The following is a 19,260-nucleotide window of genomic DNA, read 5'->3' on the forward strand; positions in this document are numbered from 1 at the left end:
CGGGTGTGTTCTTCGCCCCGCGCCGGCCAGGCCAGTCGAAACTCCTCCCCTTGTGAATCAAATAGTGAAAACGCAAATGAACATGCTGATCAGGACGCTTGCCGCAGTCGCGGCCGGCATTGTGCTCGCAACGAACGCCTTGGCCCAGAGTACGGGGGAGGTCGGCGTGGCCTCGCCGTACGTCGCCATCGCCAGCGAACTTCCACCCAGACTGATTGTGGATCCCACGCCGCTAGCTGCTGGACTGGCCCACGGCATCGTCTGGATCCAATATCGGGCAGAGAACGTGCACATCGTACCGGTGTTCGGGGCAGCCGCGCTCAACGTGTCTCCACGAATCGGGCATCTGCACGTACACATCGACGATCTGCCATGGGGGTGGGTAGAAGCGAATGACGTCAATACAATCAGTGTGGCGGGTCTACCGCCCGGTCAGCACAAGATGCTAGTCGAGCTGGTCGACGCTCAACACCATGTGTTCGCTGGCTGCACTGAGTGCAGGCAGACGGTGACGTTCACAGTCCCGGAGGGCATGCCTCACTCCCATTGAAGGTGGTGACAGGAGCCTCTCCCTTAATCCGCCGCGAATGAGCGTAGGCAGGAAGCAGGTCTGATTCTTCGCCGTCCGCTTCGTGTCGGCGAATCGCACCGCGCTTGATCGATTCACATGACGAGGACCTGCAGTCAGGGAGTCAACGTAACGAGTTCCCGCTCATCTGGCTCAAACCAGTCGGGATTTCGTTTAGGCATACTGCAACGCCCCACTCGGCCAGAAATCGAGCTCCACGATCATTCACCATCTCGTGAAGGCGTTTGAGGAGAATGGAGCGCCAACGGATACTCGAAACAGGCGTCCAGGCCGTCATCGTTCCAGGTAGAAATCCATGGGGATCAGCTCGACGGCCCATCCGCCTTCCTCGCCCAGCGTGGCGGCCGGGTGCATGGACGCGATGCGCAACGCCTCGTCACGGTTATCTGCCTCCATGATGAACAGACCGCCCACGACTTCCTTCGCCTCGGTGTAAGGCCCATCGGTGACTTGAGTCTTACCGCCGCGTGGGCGGAGCGTCTTCCAGCTTTCCAGATCGCCAAGCGACGCGGAAACGAGCACCTTACCGGTAGCCCGCATCTTCTCGTCCAACGCGGGGCATTGGCTCACCAATTCCTTGACGTCCTCCGGCGCCATCGCCGCGAATTTTTCAGGGGTGAAGTAGGCTAAGCCGAGGTATTTCATGGGAGCTCCTTTCGGTAGGGATACACTGACGACGAGACAGATGGCCGAAAATCGACAATTTTCCGGAGGAGTTTTCAGCGGGCCTCTTTGCTTTGCGTCGACATCTGCCCGATGCGGATCGATCTTTGGCGGAACGGCTCCCTGCAGGCGCAGATCGCTTCATTCAGGCCGTGCCGACAGGAGCACCTTGACAAGTGCATTCCCATCGACCGGCTTTTGAAGACATGGACAGGTCCGATAAGCACCCTCGATTCCGTCTTCCCCATAACCGGTGGCAAACACAAAGCGAACCCGTCTGGCCAAAAGCGCCTGTGCCACCGGATACGATTTCTCACCATGCAGATCGACATCCAGAATCGCGGCGTCGATCTCGCTGCCGTCTGCGATAAAAGACAACGCCTCTGCAACGGTGCTACATGGTCCAATCACATGCGCGCTCGCCGCCTGAAGCATCGCCGATAGCGCAGACGCGACCAGTTCCTTTGACGCCTCGAGCTCTTCGTTCGATGACTGAAGTTCCTCGTTGACCGAGACCAGTTCTTCGTTCGATGACTTCAGTTCCTCGAGCGCCGTTTCGTATTCCTCGATTGATGACTGCAGGCGCTCCCGGGTGTCGCGCAATTCCTTTTCCACATGAAGCGCGGTGCCGTCGTGCGCGGCCTGGGCACGAATGACAGCCTCCTCGCGGGTCAGCACCGGGCCCTGATCGGCAAAAACGACGAGGTACAGCCGTTCGCCCTGCGTGCCTTCGGGCAAGGGCTCGACGGTAAGACTGATGATCTGGACGCGGCCATCCTCACTTTCGACGGCCACGCCTTCACGTGTAATCGAACGTCCCGATTCAACCGATTCCCTGAACGCAGTGCGCAGTTCAAGCCCTAACCCCTTGCGCGTCATTGCGACCAGTTGTCGGGTCGGCGCACCAGAGGCAGCTTCCAGATATTTCCCCGTTCGCCCCGAGTAATACACCACGTCCCCCTCGCGCGTGACGAGCACATGGGGAGGAGCGAACCGATCGAGCACATGGCCATCTACCATGTGGCGCAAAGCCGCGCCGCTTGTCGAGGTTCGGTTTGGCGCCGTATTCATCCGACCTGTGTGAACGGGCGGAAGGTGTGCCGGCAGCCACACGGGCGGCGTTGCGTTCGCGCGACGCTGGAAAATCCGGTGCTTCTTGTCGACAGGGTCGAACAGGTTATCGAACTGGCTGACGTTCTCCGAGGTGCCGAGAAACAGATAACCGTCCGGGCGAAGCGCATAGTGAAACGTCGGAATGACCTGACCCTGGACCTCCGCTCCGAAATAGATGAGCAGATTGCGGCACGAAACCAGATCGATGCGCGAAAAAGGCGGGTCGCGGATAACGCTATGCGGGGAGAATACGCATAGCTCGCGAACTTCCTTTGCGATAACGAAGCTGGCCCCGTCGGCGACGAAGAACCGGTCACGGCGCTCCTGGCTCAAGCCGTCGAGCAACGTTGCGGGACCTCGGGAGCTTTCATCTGCAGAATCTGCATGCGCCGCTGAATGCGCCGCAAGAACGTTTTGGTCTCGTAGCCACTGAAGTCATGCCCGACCTGATTGCGCAGAATCGTGTAGATGGCCTCCCGTGCCTCGTCGACCTGCGCTTGCGAAATGCTTTTTTCGTGGTCCTCGGCGATGCCGTCCAGCGCATAAACGCCGCGTGCGAAGTCGGCCAGTCTCGCGGCCATCTGTTCGACCGGGATCGCGAAATCGACAAGTCCAGTGGCTATCGCGCTGTCCGGCATGTCGGCATGGTGCGGACCGAAGCTGTCCGGCACCTGGGCGAGCGTCAGCCCGCCACGTTCCTTGATCGCTTTTATGCCAAGCGTTCCGTCGGAGTCAGCGCCGGAGAGGACGACCCCCGCGGCAAGTTCGCCGATGTCTGCAGACAGCGCACCGAAAAACACGTCGATCGGCCTGCGCTCTCGCGTCGCGTGGACCTGGGGGTGAAAGTACAGCGTCCGATCCTTGATGCCGAGCACTGCGTCGCTTGGCAACAGATACACGCTATCCACTTCAACGGGCGTGCCATCAGCGATCGGATGGACGGGAAGAGACGTAAAGCGCGCCACTATTTCAGGCAGCATGCTCTCGCGGTTGGGACTCAGGTGCGTGACCACGACGAACGCGAGGCCAGGATTGTCCCGGCATGCCACGGAAAAAGCCTTCGAGCGCCTCGACTGCGCCGGCGGAGGCACCCATGCCGACGATCGGGAAATTATTGGATGACATGACGCTCACTTTGACGGAGCAACGGAGGATTCGGCATCGGTCACCTCTCGCAGTTACCAGGCGGCCCCATGCAGGAGGAAACGCGGCCACAGGCGAGCATGGCTGAAATGTTCGGAGCGCATTCTACATTCCATTGCAGCAATTTCGAGGGGCGGTCTGACCGGAAGCGGACCGGGTTTGGAGCGGAGCGCGTGAACGCGTTCGCGTCAGGATTCCGGATGCTCAGCCAAGATTATTTTCTTAAACCGTATATACGGTATTATTGAAGGACAGTGCTGCGTTCCACAAACGGTGCAGGCGCTGTCGTTGCTCTGATCGGGGTTGCTAGCTGGAAGACACGTTTCACGCGACCCCGTTGCGCCAGCGCGCAGAGTTCGCAGAAGAAGGTGAAACGGACGTAGGGAGGAAAGCCGTGAAACATTCACATAGACTGAGCACACATACGGCGGGGCCCGTCTGGGGCCTCGCTTTCGGTTCGTTCGTATCGCTTGCCGGGATTGGTTTGTGGTGCGATGCGAAGCTGTCGGCATTCCCCGGCCCATATGACGAGCCGTTGGGGATAGCGGCGTTGCTTATCGGCGTTTTCGTTGCCACTTACGCCGCGCACGAATTACGACATCGCTAGTCGTGGTCCAGGGGGCGTGCGATTGTTCCCATTTCAATTTGCACTCCTGCGGGGCTCCGACGATCGCAACTCACATACCGCCGAGCGGCTTCTGCACCGTCAGTTTGTTGATCACCGAGGTGGCATCAGGAACACCTCCGGCGATCTCGGCAATCTCTCTCACCTGAGATGCATCGGCGGCTGTGCCATTGAGCGTGACTACTCCGTTTTTCGCCGTCACACTGATGTCTCCGGCGTTGATCTCCTTATGCCTGGCAATAGCCGCATACACTTTGCGGCGCAGAACGCGATCAGCTTTCCTGCCGCTCGACGCCGGCATGCCTCCTGATGCCGTCACCGCAGCCTGCACCGGCGCGCTGGCCGGTTCACTCGTCTGCGACCAACCATTCATTGACATCGTGACGGTCAGTAGAAAAACTGCCCGCTTGCATAGCGGAATGACTTTCATGGATTACTCCGGTCTGTGTAAGTGACGGGATCAGAAGGTATGACGTATGCCGATCATTGCCGCCGTAGTGGACACGCCGGGCGCGACCGGTGCTCCGTAGATGATCGTCTGGTTCATCGTCCCCTTGTTGTCGACGTACCCGACCTGGGCATACGCGCTGGTTCGGATCGAGAGACTGTATTCGGCTCCCACTGAGAATTCGCTTGAGTGATTGGCGGAGTGGTTCCGATCCTTCAGGTAATAGTAGCCAGACGTGACCTTGAAACGCGGATTGAACTGGTAGCCGAGGCCACCCGAAATCATTTCGAAGTCCGTTGTATTCGAGCTCGCAGGATTCTTGCCAATGCCATATGAGGCGGACACAGAAAATCCTGCAATCGTGTACATCGCGCCGAGGTAATAGAAGCGGTTGTTGTCGAGGCCGGTTGCAGACGTTGCCGGTGCGGCTGGATAGGTGATGGGAAACGGATTGGTGTCATGCCCGTTGTAGTACACCGCAGACAGATTCAAACCGTAATTGGAAAACTTGAGCACGGCCGATTCGCGCGTGCCCCCTTGAAATTGGCCGGCTACGCCACCCGGCGCGTATTCCAGTGCGAGCGAGGTGCCAAAGAACTTCGGCGAGCGATACACCACTGCATTGCTGTCATACAGTGCACCGATCGCTGCATTCGTACTGGTGCCGGGCCAGCCCGCCGCCTGATTCACACCTAACCACGCGGTCAGAATGCTTCCGAAATACTGCGCGCCGCGTACGTCGGTTTCGGCCATCGCATAGATCATCGGAATGATCTGCCGGCCCATGTCGATCGTGCCGAACGGACCGGATGCGCCAATCGTCGCGAACTGGTTGAAAATCGCGGTGGTGCCGGGTGTATCGGACAACCCGAACTTGCCGCTCATGGAGTTGAACACGCCCTGCAACTTGAAGTTGATCCTGTAGCCACCGCCAATGTCCTCGCTCCCCTTGATGCCCCAGAAGCTGGAAAATATGCCGCCGTCCTTCAGTTGATAGACGTGCCCCAGATTGGGTGCATGCGGCAGGAACGTTGCCGCCGATGTGCTCTGGTACAGCAATCCACTGTCAATCACGCCATATAGCGTGACCGACGATTGGGCGTAGGCGGTCGTAGCGGATATCGCCAGCGTCGCAGTGCAGATCAACTTCAATTTCATTCCGTGTCTCCAATGGTATGCCGGTCATGTCCGGCTATTCTTCTGGTTATTGCGTGAATGAAGCTGCATTGCTGCCCGAGCGGTTTGTCAGTCCGTCAGGTAGTAATGGCTGAATTGATCTCTCAACGGGTTCTTGAGCACTTTTCCTGTCGCACCGAGCGGAACAGTCTCCACGAACACCACGGCATCCGGCTTCCCCCACTTCGCCACTTGTCGTCAAAGAAGGCCAGCAGTTCATCTGCCGCGAGTGCGCTGCCGGGCTTTTTCACGACCAGCAGCAACGGCCGTTCATCCCACTTCGGATGCCGCGCGGCGATACACACTGCGCTCGTGACTTCGGGGTGCAGACACGCCACATTTTCGATCTCAGTCGAACTGATCCATTCGCCCCCGGACCTGATAACGTCCTTGCTGCGATCGGTGATCTGCATAAAGCCATCCGCATCGATCCGGGCCACGTCGCCGGTTGGAAACCATCCTTCCTGCAACGCAGCTTCATCGCTGCGGAAGTAGTGCCGTGTGACCCAGTGATCGCGCACCAGCAGGTCGCCGCTGGCGGCGTTGTCCCATGGCAACTCCTTGCCGTCCGAGCCGACAATTTTCATATCGATGCCGAATATCGAGCGCCCCTGCTTCGCCTGAAGCGCATAGCGCTCTTCAGTGGACAACGGCAACGTGTGCGACCTGAAACTGCAGACTGTACCGACGGGACTCAACTCGGTCATGCCCCAGGCGTGCAACACTTCAATATGGTGGCGCTCCTGAAAGGCCGTCGCCATGACGGTCAGACAGGCTGCGCCACCAATGATCGTGCGTCGCATCGAAGAGAACGCGTCCGGCATGCCTTCGACATGCGCAAGCAAGCCTTGCCAGATCGTTGGCACGCCGGCTGAGACGGTGACCTGTTCCGCCTCGATCAGTTCGTACAGAGACTTGCCATCGAGCGCCGGGCCGGGAAACACCAGTTTTGCACCCACCATCGCGGCGATATACGGCAGCCCCCATGCATTCACATGGAACATCGGCACGACAGGCAGAATCGCATCGCGGGCGGCACAGTTCAGCGAATCGGGCAACGCCGCCGCGTAGGTATGCAGGACGGTCGAGCGGTGGCTGTACAGCACCCCTTTCGGATGACCCGTCGTGCCCGACGTGTAGCAAAGCGATGAAGCACTGTTCTCATCGAGAGCTGGCCATTCGAAAGTATCGCTGTGCACATCGATCAGGTCCTCGTAACACAACAGCGGAATCGGCAGGCTGTGTGCGTGTGGCATATGCTCGCGATCGGTCATGGCGACAAACGCCTTCGGGCTTTTTACATGCGGTGCAATGCTTTGAATCAGGGAAAGAAATGGCAGGTCGAAGATGATGATGCGATCTTCGGCATGCTCGATGATGTACGCCAGTTGTTCGAGATGCAGGCGTGGGTTGAGCGTATACAGCACAGCGCCGGACCCGGACGCTGCGAAATACAGTTCAAAATGCCTGTAACCATTCCATGCGAGCGCGCCTACCCGCTCACCCGGCCCGATACCGAGTTCTTGCGGCACTTTGGCAATGCGGCGCGCACGGCGCGCGAGATCCCGGTATTGATGCCGGTGAATGTCTCCTTCGACGCGACGCGACACGATTTCCTGCGTGCCGTGATGGCGTTCAACGTGCTTGAGCAACGAAGCAACCAGCAGCGGCTGTTGCATCATCAAACCTTCCATGACTTCTCCTGCATGATTTACCAGGGGATCGGTGAGGCCGCACGCCGGATCAGAGCAGTTCACGAATCAGCGTTTCGGCCATTGGCCATTCACCAAAACCCGCTGCTGGATTGAGGTGACCGACTTCGCCAAGGTCAACGAGGCGGCTTCCCCAATCCTTCGCCATCCCAGACGCGCGCTCGAACTGCGCTAGCGGATCGTTGCGGCTTGCACCGACGATGCTTGTGAACGGCAGAGGATCGCGCGGCATGGGATGCCAGCCGTTCTGCGTCAACGTGTCGAAGTCGGGGTAGCCTTCCGACAGCGGCGTTTCGAGGTCGGCCGGTGCAGCGAGCAGCGCACCGTGAATCTGCCGGCGATGCCGCCTCGCCCAGTGCACCGTGATCATCACGCCCGCGCTGTGCGCGACCAGAATGACCGGGCCGTCGATCTTCGCAAGGGCAGCATCGAGTGCGGCGACGCGCGCTGCGCAACTCAACCCGTCACGCTCGAGAGGCGGCACCGATGCAGTTTTCGGCAGCTTTCTCTCCAACAGGGTTTGCCAATGTTGTGCGACGTGATCGCGCAAGCCCGGGACCATCAGGATGGTCGGGGCTGTATCGGTAATCATGAAACTGTCTCCTTCCCAATCTCGGTTCTCGATACAACTGTACGTGCAGCGCCGTTTCCACCAATTGACATTAGACGACACGCAATTAACATTTAACGACACTCACGGCGATACTTCACACTACCGAAGTGACCCTGTCGGCCCGGCCTGGAGAGGTATCTGGTGCGCACATCCACCGTCAAACGTAACAACACGCAGGTCCGTTCCGCAGTGCTATGCCATTACGAAGCGGTCGCGCAATCACAAGGGCTCAACCCGCTATCGCTTCTGCGCAAGGTGGGGCTGAGCCGCCGTATCCTGGCCACGCCCTCGCAACTGATCCCCGTCGATAGCGCTGTGGCCTTGCTCGAGGCGTCCGCCGAAGCCAGCGGTTGCGGCACATTTGGCCTGCTCATGGCCGAGGCTCGCTCGCTGGCGGATTTCGGCCCAATCAGCCTGCTTCTCTCGCATCAACCCTCGGCGCGCAACGCAATCAACACCATCATTCAATATCGTCATCTGATGAACGAGGCCCTCGGCATGATGATCGAGGACTTGGGCAAGATGGCCTTGGTGCGCGAAGAGATCATGACCGATCAACCCGGCGACGCACGGCAGTCGATCGAAATGGCGGCTGGTGTACTGATGCTTGTTTTCCGTTCGATTCTCGGATCGCACTGGCGTCCGCAGTCGGTGCACTTCACGCACAAAGCCGCGGGGAATCTGCAGGCATACCGGCGTATGTTCGGTTGCCCGATTCACTTCGACAGCGACTTCAATGGTGTGAAGTGTCTGACTGCCGATCTGGACAAACCGAACGCCACAGCGGACACCACCATGGCGGCCTATGCCCGCACCTTTATCGACGCGATACCTGAGGCGGGCCACAAAAGTATCGTTCGCGATGTCCGGAAATCGGTCTATCTGCTGCTACCGATGGGACGCGCCAGCGTCGAACAGATTGCCTCCGGTCTGGGTATGAACGTACGCACCTTGCAACGCCGGCTCGACGACAGCGAGGCGAATTTCGCTTCCATCGTGAACGAAGTCAGACGCGAACTCGCCCAACGCTACATCGTCCATACCGACTATTCTCTCGGCCGGGTAGCCGAGCAATTGGGCTACTCCAATCTCAGTTCATTCTCCCGCTGGTTTCAGGCGCAATTCGAGTGTGCACCCTCCCAGATGCGCGCCAGCAGACGCCCTGCATAGATCGCGCCTCGGCGTGGCATGTCGTCAACGGATAACTGTCTGTCGTCAAATGTCCAATCGTGTGAAATCCTTTGTTTGAATAATCGTTGGGGCATTGCGTCAAACTCACACCGAGAGGATTTATGTCAGCCAGGCAAAAGAAGGCCATCGTCACCTGCGCGGTGACGGGTTCGATTCACACGCCCTCCATGTCGCCGTATCTTCCCATCAGCGCATCCGACATCGGGAACGCCGCGGTGGACGCCGCGCAAGCAGGTGCTTCCATTGTGCATCTGCATGCGCGTCATCCGCATAACGGACAGCCGTCGCAGGACCCCAAGCTCTTCATGGAGTTTCTTCCGAGCATCAGGAAGCGCTCGAATGTCGTGATCAACCTGACCACGGGTGGCGCTCCCAATATGCCCGTGGAGGAGCGGCAGTACATTGCTTGCCTGCGCCCGGGCGTTTCTTGCTCTCGTCGCGCAACGCCGATGATCCGCGTTCACGCCGCCGCGAGACTCGTCGCACTCTCCACCGCATCGAGTTTGATAGCCGAAACACGCGCGGCATCGCGTTCATAACTTCGCGCGGCCTTGATGAAGAAGCAGGCTGCGAGAATGCTGAAGACCGGCACGACTGCTAGCGCTTCGCGCAATCCCCACCAATCGGATAGCGCACCGAGCAGGAACGGTCCGACGGCAAGGCCGAACAGATTCTGGAACAACGACAGCACAGCCGCGCCGGTTGAACGCACGCCGGGATGAATGACGTCCATCGCGAGACCCGGCACGACGCCCACCGTACACGTCATGAAGAAGCCACCCAGCACGATCAGTCGCAACTGTGCCGTGCCCACCAGCGGCCCGTTGAACGCAAACATCAGGACCGCCAGCGAGGCGAGACACAACACACTCAGCAAGGGCAACTTGTTGCGGGGGCGCCGCAGGGAAAGCCGATCGATCACGACACCCCAGATGAAGCACCCGAATGCGCCCGCCAGAATGACCATCGCCGTCTGCTTTCCAGCCTGAGACGGCGCAGCGCCGTAAAAACGATTAAGAAAGCTCGGCAGCCAGGACCAGATGGCCGATACCACGATCAGTTGCATTGCCGCCGCCGCACAGACCCACAGCAACGTAGGCGTTGCCGCAAGGCTTCCGAAGATATGCCTGAGCGTGCCGCCCAGCGACTGCTCGATCTGATTGCGCTGCGGCGCGAGCTCGACCGTTTTGTAGTCGCGTACCAGCAGATATAGCAGTGCAAGCACTAGCCCAGGCAGGCCCACCACGCCGAATGCGGCTTGCCAGCCCCATCTGGACGAGACCACGCCTCCCAGTACCACACCGAGTACCGAACCGAGCGAACCGGCGGCAAAGAGCGCGCCCATTAGCGTGCCGCGCATCCGCTTGGGAAAGAGATTGGACAGCAGCGCAGCACCCACGGACCCATATCCTGTTTCGCCTACACCAACCACCGCCCGCGCCACGAACAACTGCGCGTACGTGCCCGCGAACATACAGCAGATAGTGGCAAGGCTCCACGTCGTAGCCATGGCCACGATGCTTTTCACGCGGCTCAACCGGTCTGCGAGCAAAGCGACAGGAATGCCGCCAATCGCCACCACGATGGAGATAATGGAAACGAGCGCGCCCAATTCCTTGTCGCTCAGGTTCCACTCGGCCTTGATGTGCGGGAAGAGCGAGACGATGACTTGCCGGTCGATGTAGTCGAACAGCATCAACGCAAAGGTCATGGCAAACGCGAACCAGGCCTGCGTTCTCCCGACCAGATAGTCGTCCCCCGCGGTCGGCGCGACCGTGGTCGAAGTGGGCATCATGCTGCGTCTCCTGTTTTTAGCGGGCCGGGCGAATTCAAGCCACCGAAATTCAAGCCACCTTTCGCAGGAAGCCTTGATGGCCGCCGTTCCGGTTCGGCGCAAAACCGTTTTGCTGCAGACTTTCTTCCACTGTCTTGTAGAACACGCCGATCTTGCTGATCTCGCGTGCCTGCTGGGCGGTAGCGACTTCGCGGCCGAACTCGCGCGAGATGCGCACCAACTGCTCTATCTGCGCCGTTGTGGACATCTTCTCGGTCTGCAACTGGTTCCAGAGATTGTCCTCGATACCGCAGCGCACGTGCAGGCCCGCTGCAATGCCCATCATATTGACTGGCAGCACATTGCGCATCGAGCTTTCCACGGTGAGCACGGCGCCGTCGGGTACCGCGCGCACGAAATTGGCGAGGCTATACAGATTCGGCACGTCCATGCCGCCGCCAATCGCGACCCAGTTCATCACCAGCGGGCCTTTGTATATGCCACGTCGCATCAATCGCTCGACTGAATCGAAACTGTTGATGTTGTAGCACTGAAACGCGCTCTGAATGCCGGCGGCGTTCAGTCTGCGGATGTGCTCCTCGGCCCAGCCTGGCTGGGCCGGTACGGTCATTTCCTTGTAGGCGTTGTAGACGACGGGGTCTTCCATCGACGTACCCTTCGTGTCCTTATAGTCCCAGTGCTCGACCACGTTCATCTGCGAGGTGTTGATGGTGACCGTCACCTGATCGGGTTTTGGATCGAGTTCAGCCAGCATATGGCGCGTGTCGTCGCTCAACCACTTTGCAGCGGCGCCCTCCGTTTCCGGTGCGAAACTGATCGAGCCGCCCACCTGAATAATCATCTCGGGCACAGCGTGCCGCACACCGGCAATCAGTTCGTTGAACTTCGAGAGACGCTTGCTGCCCTTACCGTCCAGTTCGCGTACATGCAGATGCAGCACGGTCGCGCCGGCGTTGTAGCAATCGACGGCCTTCTGGATCTGCTCGTCCATGGTGACCGGAATATCTTCGGGAAAGTCGGACGGCACCCAGGAAGGCGCATAGGGTGCGGCCGTGATGATCAGCGGTTGCTGGTTTTCGGGGAAAAGGTGACCGTCGAGGAAGTTCATGGCATGAGCTCTGAAAAGGATGGCTGAACAGGACGTCAGAAAGGCCGCGTACCAATGATCCCGGCGCGTTCCATCTTGCGGTGGCTGGGCGGGTAATCCATAACTGCGTAGTGCTGGGTCGCGCTGTTATCCCAGATCGCCACGCAATGCGCTGTCCAGCGCCAACGCACCTGATACTCGGGGATGTAGGCCTGGCTGATCAGATAGCGCAACAGGTCAGCCGCGCCGGGGTTGCCGTCCTGGCCATAACGCACGCGTGAAGGCGTATGAAAATTGGTGAAGTGAGTGGTGAAGCCGTTCACGTACAAAATTTTCTCGCCCGTTTCCGGGTGGGTTCGCACTACGGGATGCTCTGCGTCGGGGAACTGCGCCTTGAGCGCCAGGCGCTTTTCGATCGGCATCACCGCACCGAAACTCGCTTCAATGCTGTGGCGCGCACGCAGGTCGGCAATCTGCGTCTTGATGTGTTGGGGCAGGTTTTGATAAGCCAGCGCCATGTTCGTCCACATCGTATCCCCGCCCACTCGTGGACACTCGATACAGTGGAGCACCGCGCCAAACTGGGGAATTTCGCGCCACGTCGCATCCGAGTGCCACGCATTTTCGTACCGGTCGAGAGGATGTTCCGGCGTTTTGTAAATACGCACGAGGCCGGGATGATCGGGCACGCTTCCCAGTACCGGATGATCCTCCAGTTCCCCGAAGCGGCGCGCAAATGCAACATGATCCGCGCGGCTCAAGCTCTGATCCCGCAGGAAGAGTACCTTGTGCATGAACAAGGCCGACTTGATCTCGGCGAACAGATCATCGTCGCGTACCGCATTGCTCAGATTCACTCCGATCAACTCGGCGCCGATGGCACAGGTCAATGGTTCAACGCGCATGTTTGCCTCCGTGGATGGGTTCAGACGACAAAGACGGAAGACCCGGTGGTCTTGCGTGCCTCAAGGTCGCGATGCGCCTGAACGGCGTCCTGCAATGCATAACGCTGATTGATCTCGATCCTGATGCGCCCGGCCGTGATGTGCCCGAAGATTTCGCTGGCGAGTTCGGCCTTCTCAGCGGGGTCGGCGATGTAGTCGGCGAGCGCCGGGCGCGTCACGAACAACGACCCCCTCATGGCCAGAATCTGCGGATCGAACGGCGTGATGGTCCCGCTCGCGGTGCCCACGCAGATCAACAGCCCTCGGCGTTTTAGCGAGTCCAGCGAACTCATGAAGGTGTTCTTCCCCACGCTATCGATCACCACGGACACGCCCCCGCCGTCCGTCAATTCGCGCACCCGCTTCGCCACATCCTCGTGGCTGTAGTTGATGACGTGGTCGCAACCGTGAGCACGGGCCACGATCGCCTTTTCTTCGGTAGAGACGGTACCGATCACCGTCAGACCGAGCAGTCTGGCCCACTGCGAGACGATCAGTCCCACGCCGCCAGCGGCAGCATGCAACAGAATGGACTCGCCCGCCTTGAACGGATAGATGCGGCGCATCAAATAGGCGGAGGTCAAACCGCGCATGGTCATGGCCGCTGCTGTTTCGAACGTAATGGCGTCCGGTAGTCTGATGAGTGGCGCTGCCGGCACGAGTCGCTCGTTGCTATAGGCGCCAAGGGTGTTGGTGAAGCCGGTGTAAGTTACACGGTCGCCCACTGTGACGTTGGTGACGCCCGACCCCAGCGCTTCCACGTACCCCGCTGCTTCAACACCGATACCGTTGGGCAGCGGAATGGGATAGGTGCCGTTGCGGAAGTACGTGTCGGCAAAGTTCAAACCCACTGCCGCGTGGCGGATCCGAACCTGTCCCGGACCAGGATCACCCACTTCGACATCTTCGTAGCGCAATACCTCGGGGCTGCCGGGTTCGTAAAAACGTACTGCCTTGGCCATCTGCCGTCTCCTGTGAAAAGCTTATCGTTCGCCGCCTTCTGTTTGGACCAGTGTAGGGAGAGCGCTGCGATAACCGCTTCACATTTGATGACATTCACTTTTCTTTCGACGACAAATGACGCGACACCTGGGGTTACCCCGAGTGGAAACCGAAGCGGCCGCTGAACGGGTTCACATTTAAATTAGTCCACGGGATCAAGGCAACTGCGTTCGCTGGAGTTGCGAACTGCGCGTTATAGGTGGCCATGAACACAGGAGCGTACGCATTGGCTGCGGAGACCGTGCTGATGACGCGCGGCCTCCTGGTTCCCGAGCCGGTTGGGTAGTGGGAAGCGGCGCGCCCGTGGTTGTCGAGCCTGGAAAGCGTATTTAGCAGAAGCCTGCGATGCCCGAGCAGCACGCCGAGTTCGGCGAGATCGTTGTCCGAGATAAGCGGCAACGAATACAGATCGATGCCGTGGGATTCGAACAATGGCGCGTATTGCTCAAGCCCGAGAGGGCGCAGCCAGGATTCGAGCGTGTCCATGGCCAGACTCCGGTGAGGACGGCAGCTTGCTTGCCGGGCCGTGATGTCAGGCAAGACGCAGGAGATAGATAGTCGAGCGTTGTTACATACCGTAGTAAGAGGATGGGCTGTAGACAAGGTGCATCGTGAATGTTCAGGCGCCAGGTGGTGGGCGCGCAGGCAGCAGCAGATGACGGCATATTAAGTATGCGAGCCATTCGATGGTGTTCCCGAGTTTTAGTCGACCAAAGCCGCCGTAAGGGCAGGATCGAAGATAGGCCCCAGCACTTATGGAAACGCCACAACCGTCTGGATTCCCGAAACCTTGCCGGGAGACTGAGGGCGCATCTCGCGACCGTGCGACGCTGCCGCTTCCTAACGCACCTGCTGCCGCGATCTCTCAGCCCGTGCAATCCGCTTTTCCAGCCTCGGGGCCAAGGTCACCTGTTATCGGTGACCCGGGCGCGGTCATGTTGCCGCCAGCCGCTTCTATGCGACTCCGGCAGGTGCCTTTCCACCCAGCGCATGCGTCGTTCGATTTGCGCTGTCCATGAGCTCCCTGACCTCTTTACATTCCACTTCCGTGCGCAACGTGGTGGGTGATCCAATCAGGCTAATAGCAAATCGAAGATCTCCATCCCGGTCCCAGATCGGGGCTGCGATAGAAACGTAGCCCATGTCCCCGCGATGTACTGTCGTGAAGCCGCAGGTGCGCAATTCAGTGACCGCAGCTTTCCGGAACGAGGCGGGAGTCTGCGTCTGCTCTGAATGCATTTCACGTTCGATAAGGGCGTCGGTACGCGAAGGGTGCAGGCAGGCAACGAACAGCTTTCCTGCCGCCGTCGTCACCAACGGAATCAACCCGGTTCTCAGTTCGAGAATGCTGCGTGTCTGGCTTTCCTGCTTGAAGAGACTCACCGGCCCATCTTCGGTCCATGCGGTGACCGCCGCACTGCTCAGCGTTGCTTCCCGCAAGGCGATCACCTCCCGCCGGACGATATCAAAACCGTCCAGCTGGTTGATCGCGCTCATCCCCAAAGCAAGTGACGCCGGCCCTAGCTTGTAATAGCCGGATCTTTCGTCCGGTGATACCAGGCCGGTCCGAACCAGACTCACCATGTAGTTGCTCGTTGCGCTCGGCGACAGTTCGGCTAGCGCCGCGATTTCCTTCAGAGGAAGCGCGCGCACGGCTGTCTGCAACGCCGACAGGATCCGGAACGCAATCTCGACAGACTGAATACCGCGCCTTGAAGTCACATTGCTCATATTTGCGCCATACGGAGAGTCATGAAATTTACCGCACCGGGTTTCCACGGACGGTGCCTGTGTTGACACATATAGAGGTCACCCCTATAGTTTGTTCAACATGTATCGTAACATTCATTATTGTTGAATGCAACATCAGCGGATGGCGCGTCCAAGGATACGCGAGCAGCCGGAGAGACTCTGGATATGCGGTTGATTTCATTCAGTTAATTAGTAGTACAAATGTTAGTTTCATTCTCATTCAAATAACGCATTCGGAAGAAGCAATCGGATTGGAGACTGGGTATGGCAACTTCAGGACGTACGGTGGCAGCCGCGATCGTGGCACTTTCAGTGAGCGGCACCGCCAGCGCGCAATCCAGCGTGACCTTATACGGCATTGCAGACACAGCATTGCAATACATCAGCAACGTCGGCGGACACGCCTTGTTCCAGGAGGGGAATACCCATGCGCCAGATATCTGGGGCATCAGGGGTATCGAAGATCTCGGCGGAGGGCTGCGCGCCGTATTCGACCTGCAGAATGAATTCCTGCTGAACAATGGCCAGGCACTGGTTCCTGGCACGCTCTTCAATCGAAAATCCTACGTGGGACTGCAATCGAACACCTACGGCACATTGACGCTCGGTCACCAACCCAGCTTCATGTACGACATTCTGGCAAGTTATCAAACGCCCTACGTTCTGGGGAACATTCTTTCGCTGCACGAGGGCAACCTGGATGAAGTAGCCAACTTTTTCCAGTTCAACAACGCGGTCAAATATGTCAGCCCGACCATTGGCGGGTTCTCTTCCGGAGCCGAATTTGCGTTCGGAAATGTAGCCGGCAATTTCGGTGAGAGCAGGGACTATTCTTTCTTCGTTCAATATAAGGGTGGCCCACTGGGTCTGGCCGCTACTTACGCGAACGAGAATAACCGTTTTCTCGAGCTCTCCAGCTTCATAGGTCTCCCGTCGCTGTTTGGGACCGCACTTCCCCAAGCCGAGGGTGTCGTAGCTAACAAGCTCGTCAACTGGGGCGTTGGCGCGTCTTATCAAATTGCCAGCGTCCTGTTGCACACGACCTTTACTCAATCACGCATAACGTTGACCACCGGCCAGGGTAATGCCAACACCGTTGATGCGGGCGCCAACTGGACCGTCCAACCCGACGACGTCGTTGCGATTGGTGGATGGGTAGAAAATCTCGCCGGTGGCAACTGGAAGACAATCTCCCTCTCTAATTCCTACCTTTTTTCGAAACAGACGATCGTCTACCAGCAGGTGACATACCAACATGCGTCGGGTGCCAATGGCGTCGCCTCGCTCGCTGCCGCCGGAAGCGCGTCCGGCCGGAATATCATCGGTGTCTCAATTGGTATTCAGCACAACTTTTAGGACTGCCACACGAACTGCAAGCTGACAGCGGGCATGCGTACGCGCGCCCTTCTACACCTGCATATCTGATTGAACGCCTCGACACCAAGCGTGGCGTTCTTCTTCAGTCTGAAAAGCGACGCTCGTTGCAACCTACCTCTCGTATTCATATGTTTTCCCGCGATCCCTGACATCGCATCGGCAAACCTGTCCGGACCAGAAATTCCGGCCAAAGGTAGGTGCCAACACGGGTTGACACGTCAACTTGCGCATCCTAATATACAACTATAATGCACGCATTCACTATTGTTGAATATTAATTCCGATGTCCGACATTTACAACCGTACCGTGGAAGTCATGGGAACTTCGATGAACACGCTTTCGTATGAGCGCGGAGCACACGCTCCTGAGCTGATTGACCAGACTATTGGCGATTGCTTCGACGACGTCGCCACCAGGATAAGTAGCCATTCAGCGGTAGTCAGCCGTCACGAAGGAATCCGCCTGACTTACGGTGAGCTTCGCGAGAAGTCGGACCGGCTTGCGGCTGCACTCCTCGCCTCTGGACTTGAACCCGGTGACCGTATCGGCATCTGGTCTCACACGAACATCACCTGGCTGATGATGCAGTTGGCCACAGCAAAAGCCGGGCTGATACTCGTCAACATCAATCCGGCCTATCGGACCTCCGAGCTGGAGCATGCGCTCAACCTCGTGGCGTGCAAGGCCGTCGTGACGATGATCCGATACCGCTCCAGTGAGTACCTGAGCATGTTGCTCGAGCTGGGCAAGGCCCGGCTACCGAGTCTTAAGAAGATCTGGTGGATCGACGAAGCCGACAGCCCAGACCAGGCGGGCGCAGAACGGTTTTCCGAGCTGCTGCGTGCAGACGTAGACCGCGCGACGCTTCAGCGCATACGCCTCACCGTGCGTCCGGACGATGCCGTCAATATCCAGTTCACCAGCGGCACGACCGGGCTTCCCAAGGCCGCAACGCTGAGTCATCGCAACATCCTCAACAACGGATTCTTCGTGGGCGAGTGCATGAAGCTCACTCATGAGGATCGAGTGTGCGTCCCTGTTCCGATGTATCACTGCTTCGGCATGGTGATGGGCAACCTCGCATGCCTGACTCACGGCTCGACCATCGTCTATCCCTCGGAACGCTTCGACGCAGAAGCCGTACTCGAAACGGTGCAGGCAGAACAGTGCACGGCTTTGCATGGCGTGCCAACCATGTTCATCGCCGCACTCAATCATCCGCGCTTTGCCGAGTTTGATATGAGCAGTCTGCGGACGGGCATCATGGCTGGCTCGCCCTGTCCTATCGAGATCATGAAGCGGGTGGTCGACGAGATGCATCTGTCCGGGATCACCATCGCCTATGGCATGACGGAAACGAGCCCCGTGAGTTGCCAGAGCCTGACCGACACACCCCTAGAAAAACGCGTCTCCACGGTCGGCCAGGTGTTGCCTCACCTCGAAGTCAAGATTGTCGACACGCTGACCGGCCAGACTGTCGAGCGTGGCCAGACCGGCGAACTCTGTACGCGCGGCTACTCAGTCATGCTTGGCTACTGGAAACAGCACGACCGCACACGCGAAGCCATTGACGCCGAAGGCTGGATGCACTCAGGTGATCTCGCCACCATGGATCGCGATGGCTACGTCAACATCGTCGGGCGCATCAAGGACATGGTCATCCGCGGCGGTGAAAACCTCTATCCCCGCGAAATCGAAGAGTTTCTCTACACCTGTCCCGGTGTGCTCGACGTACAGGTGGTCGGTGTGCCGGACAAACATTACGGCGAAGAACTATGTGCATGGATTGTGGCCAAGGACGGCGTCATTCTGGACGAAATCGCCGTCCGCAACTATTGCGCAGGCCGGATCGCACATTACAAGGTACCCCGATACATCCGCTTCGTTGATTCGTTCCCGACTACGGTGACGGGAAAAGTCCAGAAATTCCGTATCCGGCAGATCATGAGCGCCGAACTCGATCTGAAGGAACAACAGACCGCATGACACTCGCCACTACGCGAGATCGCATCCATCCCATCACCTCATT

Annotated in this window: 16 protein-coding genes and 2 pseudogenes; 5 read left to right on the forward strand and 13 right to left on the reverse strand. The window is 58.6% G+C overall.

Translation table 11 applies throughout. The features are described from left to right. Nucleotides 1-76 precede the first annotated feature (76 nt). A complete protein-coding gene (locus tag P3T43_RS07685; protein WP_429280443.1) occupies nucleotides 77-550 on the forward strand; it encodes a DUF6130 family protein in 474 nt (157 codons plus the stop codon). A 312-nt stretch (nucleotides 551-862) separates the two neighbouring features. On the opposite strand, the gene P3T43_RS07690 is transcribed toward P3T43_RS07685, so the two are convergent. From P3T43_RS07690 to P3T43_RS07720, 7 genes and pseudogenes are all read right to left on the reverse strand, one after another. Continuing rightward, nucleotides 863-1,234: a YciI family protein gene (locus P3T43_RS07690; RefSeq protein WP_429280444.1), complete on the reverse strand. Its 372-nt coding sequence runs from the start codon at nucleotides 1,232-1,234 to the stop codon at nucleotides 863-865. Between the two features lie 159 nt (nucleotides 1,235-1,393). Then, nucleotides 1,394-2,710 carry a CheR family methyltransferase gene (locus tag P3T43_RS07695; protein ID WP_429280445.1) on the reverse strand — a complete coding sequence of 439 codons (1,317 nt, stop codon included), beginning with the start codon at nucleotides 2,708-2,710 and terminating at the stop codon, nucleotides 1,394-1,396. Then, nucleotides 2,695-3,345 (reverse strand): chemotaxis protein CheB, encoded by a 651-nt coding sequence (locus P3T43_RS07700; RefSeq protein ID WP_429280514.1) that lies wholly within the window; start codon nucleotides 3,343-3,345, stop codon nucleotides 2,695-2,697. Before P3T43_RS07700 ends, P3T43_RS07695 begins: the two co-directional genes overlap by 16 nt. Nucleotides 3,346-4,185: 840 nt before the next feature. Then, nucleotides 4,186-4,563, reverse strand: coding sequence for a BON domain-containing protein (locus P3T43_RS07705; protein ID WP_429280446.1), 378 nt, complete (start codon nucleotides 4,561-4,563; stop codon nucleotides 4,186-4,188). 30 nt (nucleotides 4,564-4,593) lie between these two features. Beyond that, nucleotides 4,594-5,739 (reverse strand): porin, encoded by a 1,146-nt coding sequence (locus tag P3T43_RS07710; RefSeq protein WP_429280447.1) that lies wholly within the window; start codon nucleotides 5,737-5,739, stop codon nucleotides 4,594-4,596. Nucleotides 5,740-5,826: 87 nt separating this feature from the next. After that, nucleotides 5,827-7,451, reverse strand: a pseudogene (locus P3T43_RS07715) (3-(methylthio)propionyl-CoA ligase). 49 nt (nucleotides 7,452-7,500) lie between these two features. Further along, the gene (locus P3T43_RS07720; protein WP_429280448.1) at nucleotides 7,501-8,061 is read right to left on the reverse strand and encodes an RBBP9/YdeN family alpha/beta hydrolase; all 561 of its coding nucleotides are present in this window, start codon (nucleotides 8,059-8,061) and stop codon (nucleotides 7,501-7,503) included. A 162-nt stretch (nucleotides 8,062-8,223) separates the two neighbouring features. On the opposite strand from P3T43_RS07720, the gene P3T43_RS07725 reads away from it, so the two are divergent. Together P3T43_RS07725 and P3T43_RS07730 are read left to right on the forward strand one after the other, a co-directional pair. Continuing rightward, the gene (locus P3T43_RS07725; protein ID WP_429280449.1) at nucleotides 8,224-9,252 is read left to right on the forward strand and encodes an AraC family transcriptional regulator; all 1,029 of its coding nucleotides are present in this window, start codon (nucleotides 8,224-8,226) and stop codon (nucleotides 9,250-9,252) included. 122 nt (nucleotides 9,253-9,374) lie between these two features. After that, nucleotides 9,375-9,701 (forward strand): annotated as a pseudogene (locus tag P3T43_RS07730) (3-keto-5-aminohexanoate cleavage protein); the annotation flags it as partial. A 32-nt stretch (nucleotides 9,702-9,733) separates the two neighbouring features. Here P3T43_RS07730 and P3T43_RS07735 read toward each other — a convergent pair. From P3T43_RS07735 to P3T43_RS07760, 6 genes are all read right to left on the reverse strand, one after another. Beyond that, nucleotides 9,734-11,068 carry an MFS transporter gene (locus tag P3T43_RS07735; protein WP_429280450.1) on the reverse strand — a complete coding sequence of 445 codons (1,335 nt, stop codon included), beginning with the start codon at nucleotides 11,066-11,068 and terminating at the stop codon, nucleotides 9,734-9,736. Nucleotides 11,069-11,117: 49 nt separating this feature from the next. Then, on the reverse strand, nucleotides 11,118-12,176 hold the full coding sequence (locus P3T43_RS07740) for a 3-keto-5-aminohexanoate cleavage protein (RefSeq protein WP_429280451.1): 1,059 nt from the start codon (nucleotides 12,174-12,176) through the stop codon (nucleotides 11,118-11,120). 35 nt (nucleotides 12,177-12,211) lie between these two features. Further along, entirely contained in the window at nucleotides 12,212-13,060 is an 849-nt protein-coding gene (locus P3T43_RS07745; protein WP_429280452.1) for a TauD/TfdA dioxygenase family protein, read from the reverse strand. A gap of 20 nt (nucleotides 13,061-13,080) precedes the next feature. Next, on the reverse strand, nucleotides 13,081-14,061 hold the full coding sequence (locus P3T43_RS07750) for a quinone oxidoreductase family protein (protein WP_429280453.1): 981 nt from the start codon (nucleotides 14,059-14,061) through the stop codon (nucleotides 13,081-13,083). A 133-nt stretch (nucleotides 14,062-14,194) separates the two neighbouring features. Beyond that, nucleotides 14,195-14,587 (reverse strand): hypothetical protein, encoded by a 393-nt coding sequence (locus P3T43_RS07755; protein ID WP_429280454.1) that lies wholly within the window; start codon nucleotides 14,585-14,587, stop codon nucleotides 14,195-14,197. A gap of 468 nt (nucleotides 14,588-15,055) precedes the next feature. Further along, nucleotides 15,056-15,832: an IclR family transcriptional regulator gene (locus P3T43_RS07760; RefSeq protein WP_429280455.1), complete on the reverse strand. Its 777-nt coding sequence runs from the start codon at nucleotides 15,830-15,832 to the stop codon at nucleotides 15,056-15,058. 285 nt (nucleotides 15,833-16,117) lie between these two features. Here P3T43_RS07760 and P3T43_RS07765 point away from each other — a divergent pair, with 285 nt between their 5' ends. Then, on the forward strand, nucleotides 16,118-17,209 hold the full coding sequence (locus P3T43_RS07765) for a porin (protein ID WP_429280456.1): 1,092 nt from the start codon (nucleotides 16,118-16,120) through the stop codon (nucleotides 17,207-17,209). A gap of 349 nt (nucleotides 17,210-17,558) precedes the next feature. Next, a complete protein-coding gene (locus P3T43_RS07770; RefSeq protein WP_429280457.1) occupies nucleotides 17,559-19,217 on the forward strand; it encodes an AMP-binding protein in 1,659 nt (552 codons plus the stop codon). Nucleotides 19,218-19,260 lie beyond the last annotated feature (43 nt).

Origin of the sequence: Paraburkholderia sp. GAS41 (genome assembly GCF_050436545.1) — a bacterium.
Taxonomy (GTDB): Bacteria; Pseudomonadota; Gammaproteobacteria; order Burkholderiales; family Burkholderiaceae; genus Paraburkholderia.

What these genes read in the sequence shown, in the direction of transcription:
- P3T43_RS07685 (WP_429280443.1), top strand. Translation starts at nt 77, where the DNA reads ATGAACATGCTGATCAGGACGCTTGCCGCAGTCGCGGCCGGCATTGTG.
- P3T43_RS07690 (WP_429280444.1), bottom strand. Translation starts at nt 1,234, where the DNA reads ATGAAATACCTCGGCTTAGCCTACTTCACCCCTGAAAAATTCGCGGCG.
- P3T43_RS07700 (WP_429280514.1), bottom strand. Translation starts at nt 3,345, where the DNA reads ATGCTGCCTGAAATAGTGGCGCGCTTTACGTCTCTTCCCGTCCATCCG.
- P3T43_RS07705 (WP_429280446.1), bottom strand. Translation starts at nt 4,563, where the DNA reads ATGAAAGTCATTCCGCTATGCAAGCGGGCAGTTTTTCTACTGACCGTC.
- P3T43_RS07710 (WP_429280447.1), bottom strand. Translation starts at nt 5,739, where the DNA reads ATGAAATTGAAGTTGATCTGCACTGCGACGCTGGCGATATCCGCTACG.
- P3T43_RS07720 (WP_429280448.1), bottom strand. Translation starts at nt 8,061, where the DNA reads ATGATTACCGATACAGCCCCGACCATCCTGATGGTCCCGGGCTTGCGC.
- P3T43_RS07735 (WP_429280450.1), bottom strand. Translation starts at nt 11,068, where the DNA reads ATGATGCCCACTTCGACCACGGTCGCGCCGACCGCGGGGGACGACTAT.
- P3T43_RS07740 (WP_429280451.1), bottom strand. Translation starts at nt 12,176, where the DNA reads ATGAACTTCCTCGACGGTCACCTTTTCCCCGAAAACCAGCAACCGCTG.
- P3T43_RS07745 (WP_429280452.1), bottom strand. Translation starts at nt 13,060, where the DNA reads ATGCGCGTTGAACCATTGACCTGTGCCATCGGCGCCGAGTTGATCGGA.
- P3T43_RS07750 (WP_429280453.1), bottom strand. Translation starts at nt 14,061, where the DNA reads ATGGCCAAGGCAGTACGTTTTTACGAACCCGGCAGCCCCGAGGTATTG.
- P3T43_RS07755 (WP_429280454.1), bottom strand. Translation starts at nt 14,587, where the DNA reads ATGGACACGCTCGAATCCTGGCTGCGCCCTCTCGGGCTTGAGCAATAC.
- P3T43_RS07760 (WP_429280455.1), bottom strand. Translation starts at nt 15,832, where the DNA reads ATGAGCAATGTGACTTCAAGGCGCGGTATTCAGTCTGTCGAGATTGCG.
- P3T43_RS07765 (WP_429280456.1), top strand. Translation starts at nt 16,118, where the DNA reads ATGGCAACTTCAGGACGTACGGTGGCAGCCGCGATCGTGGCACTTTCA.
- P3T43_RS07770 (WP_429280457.1), top strand. Translation starts at nt 17,559, where the DNA reads ATGAACACGCTTTCGTATGAGCGCGGAGCACACGCTCCTGAGCTGATT.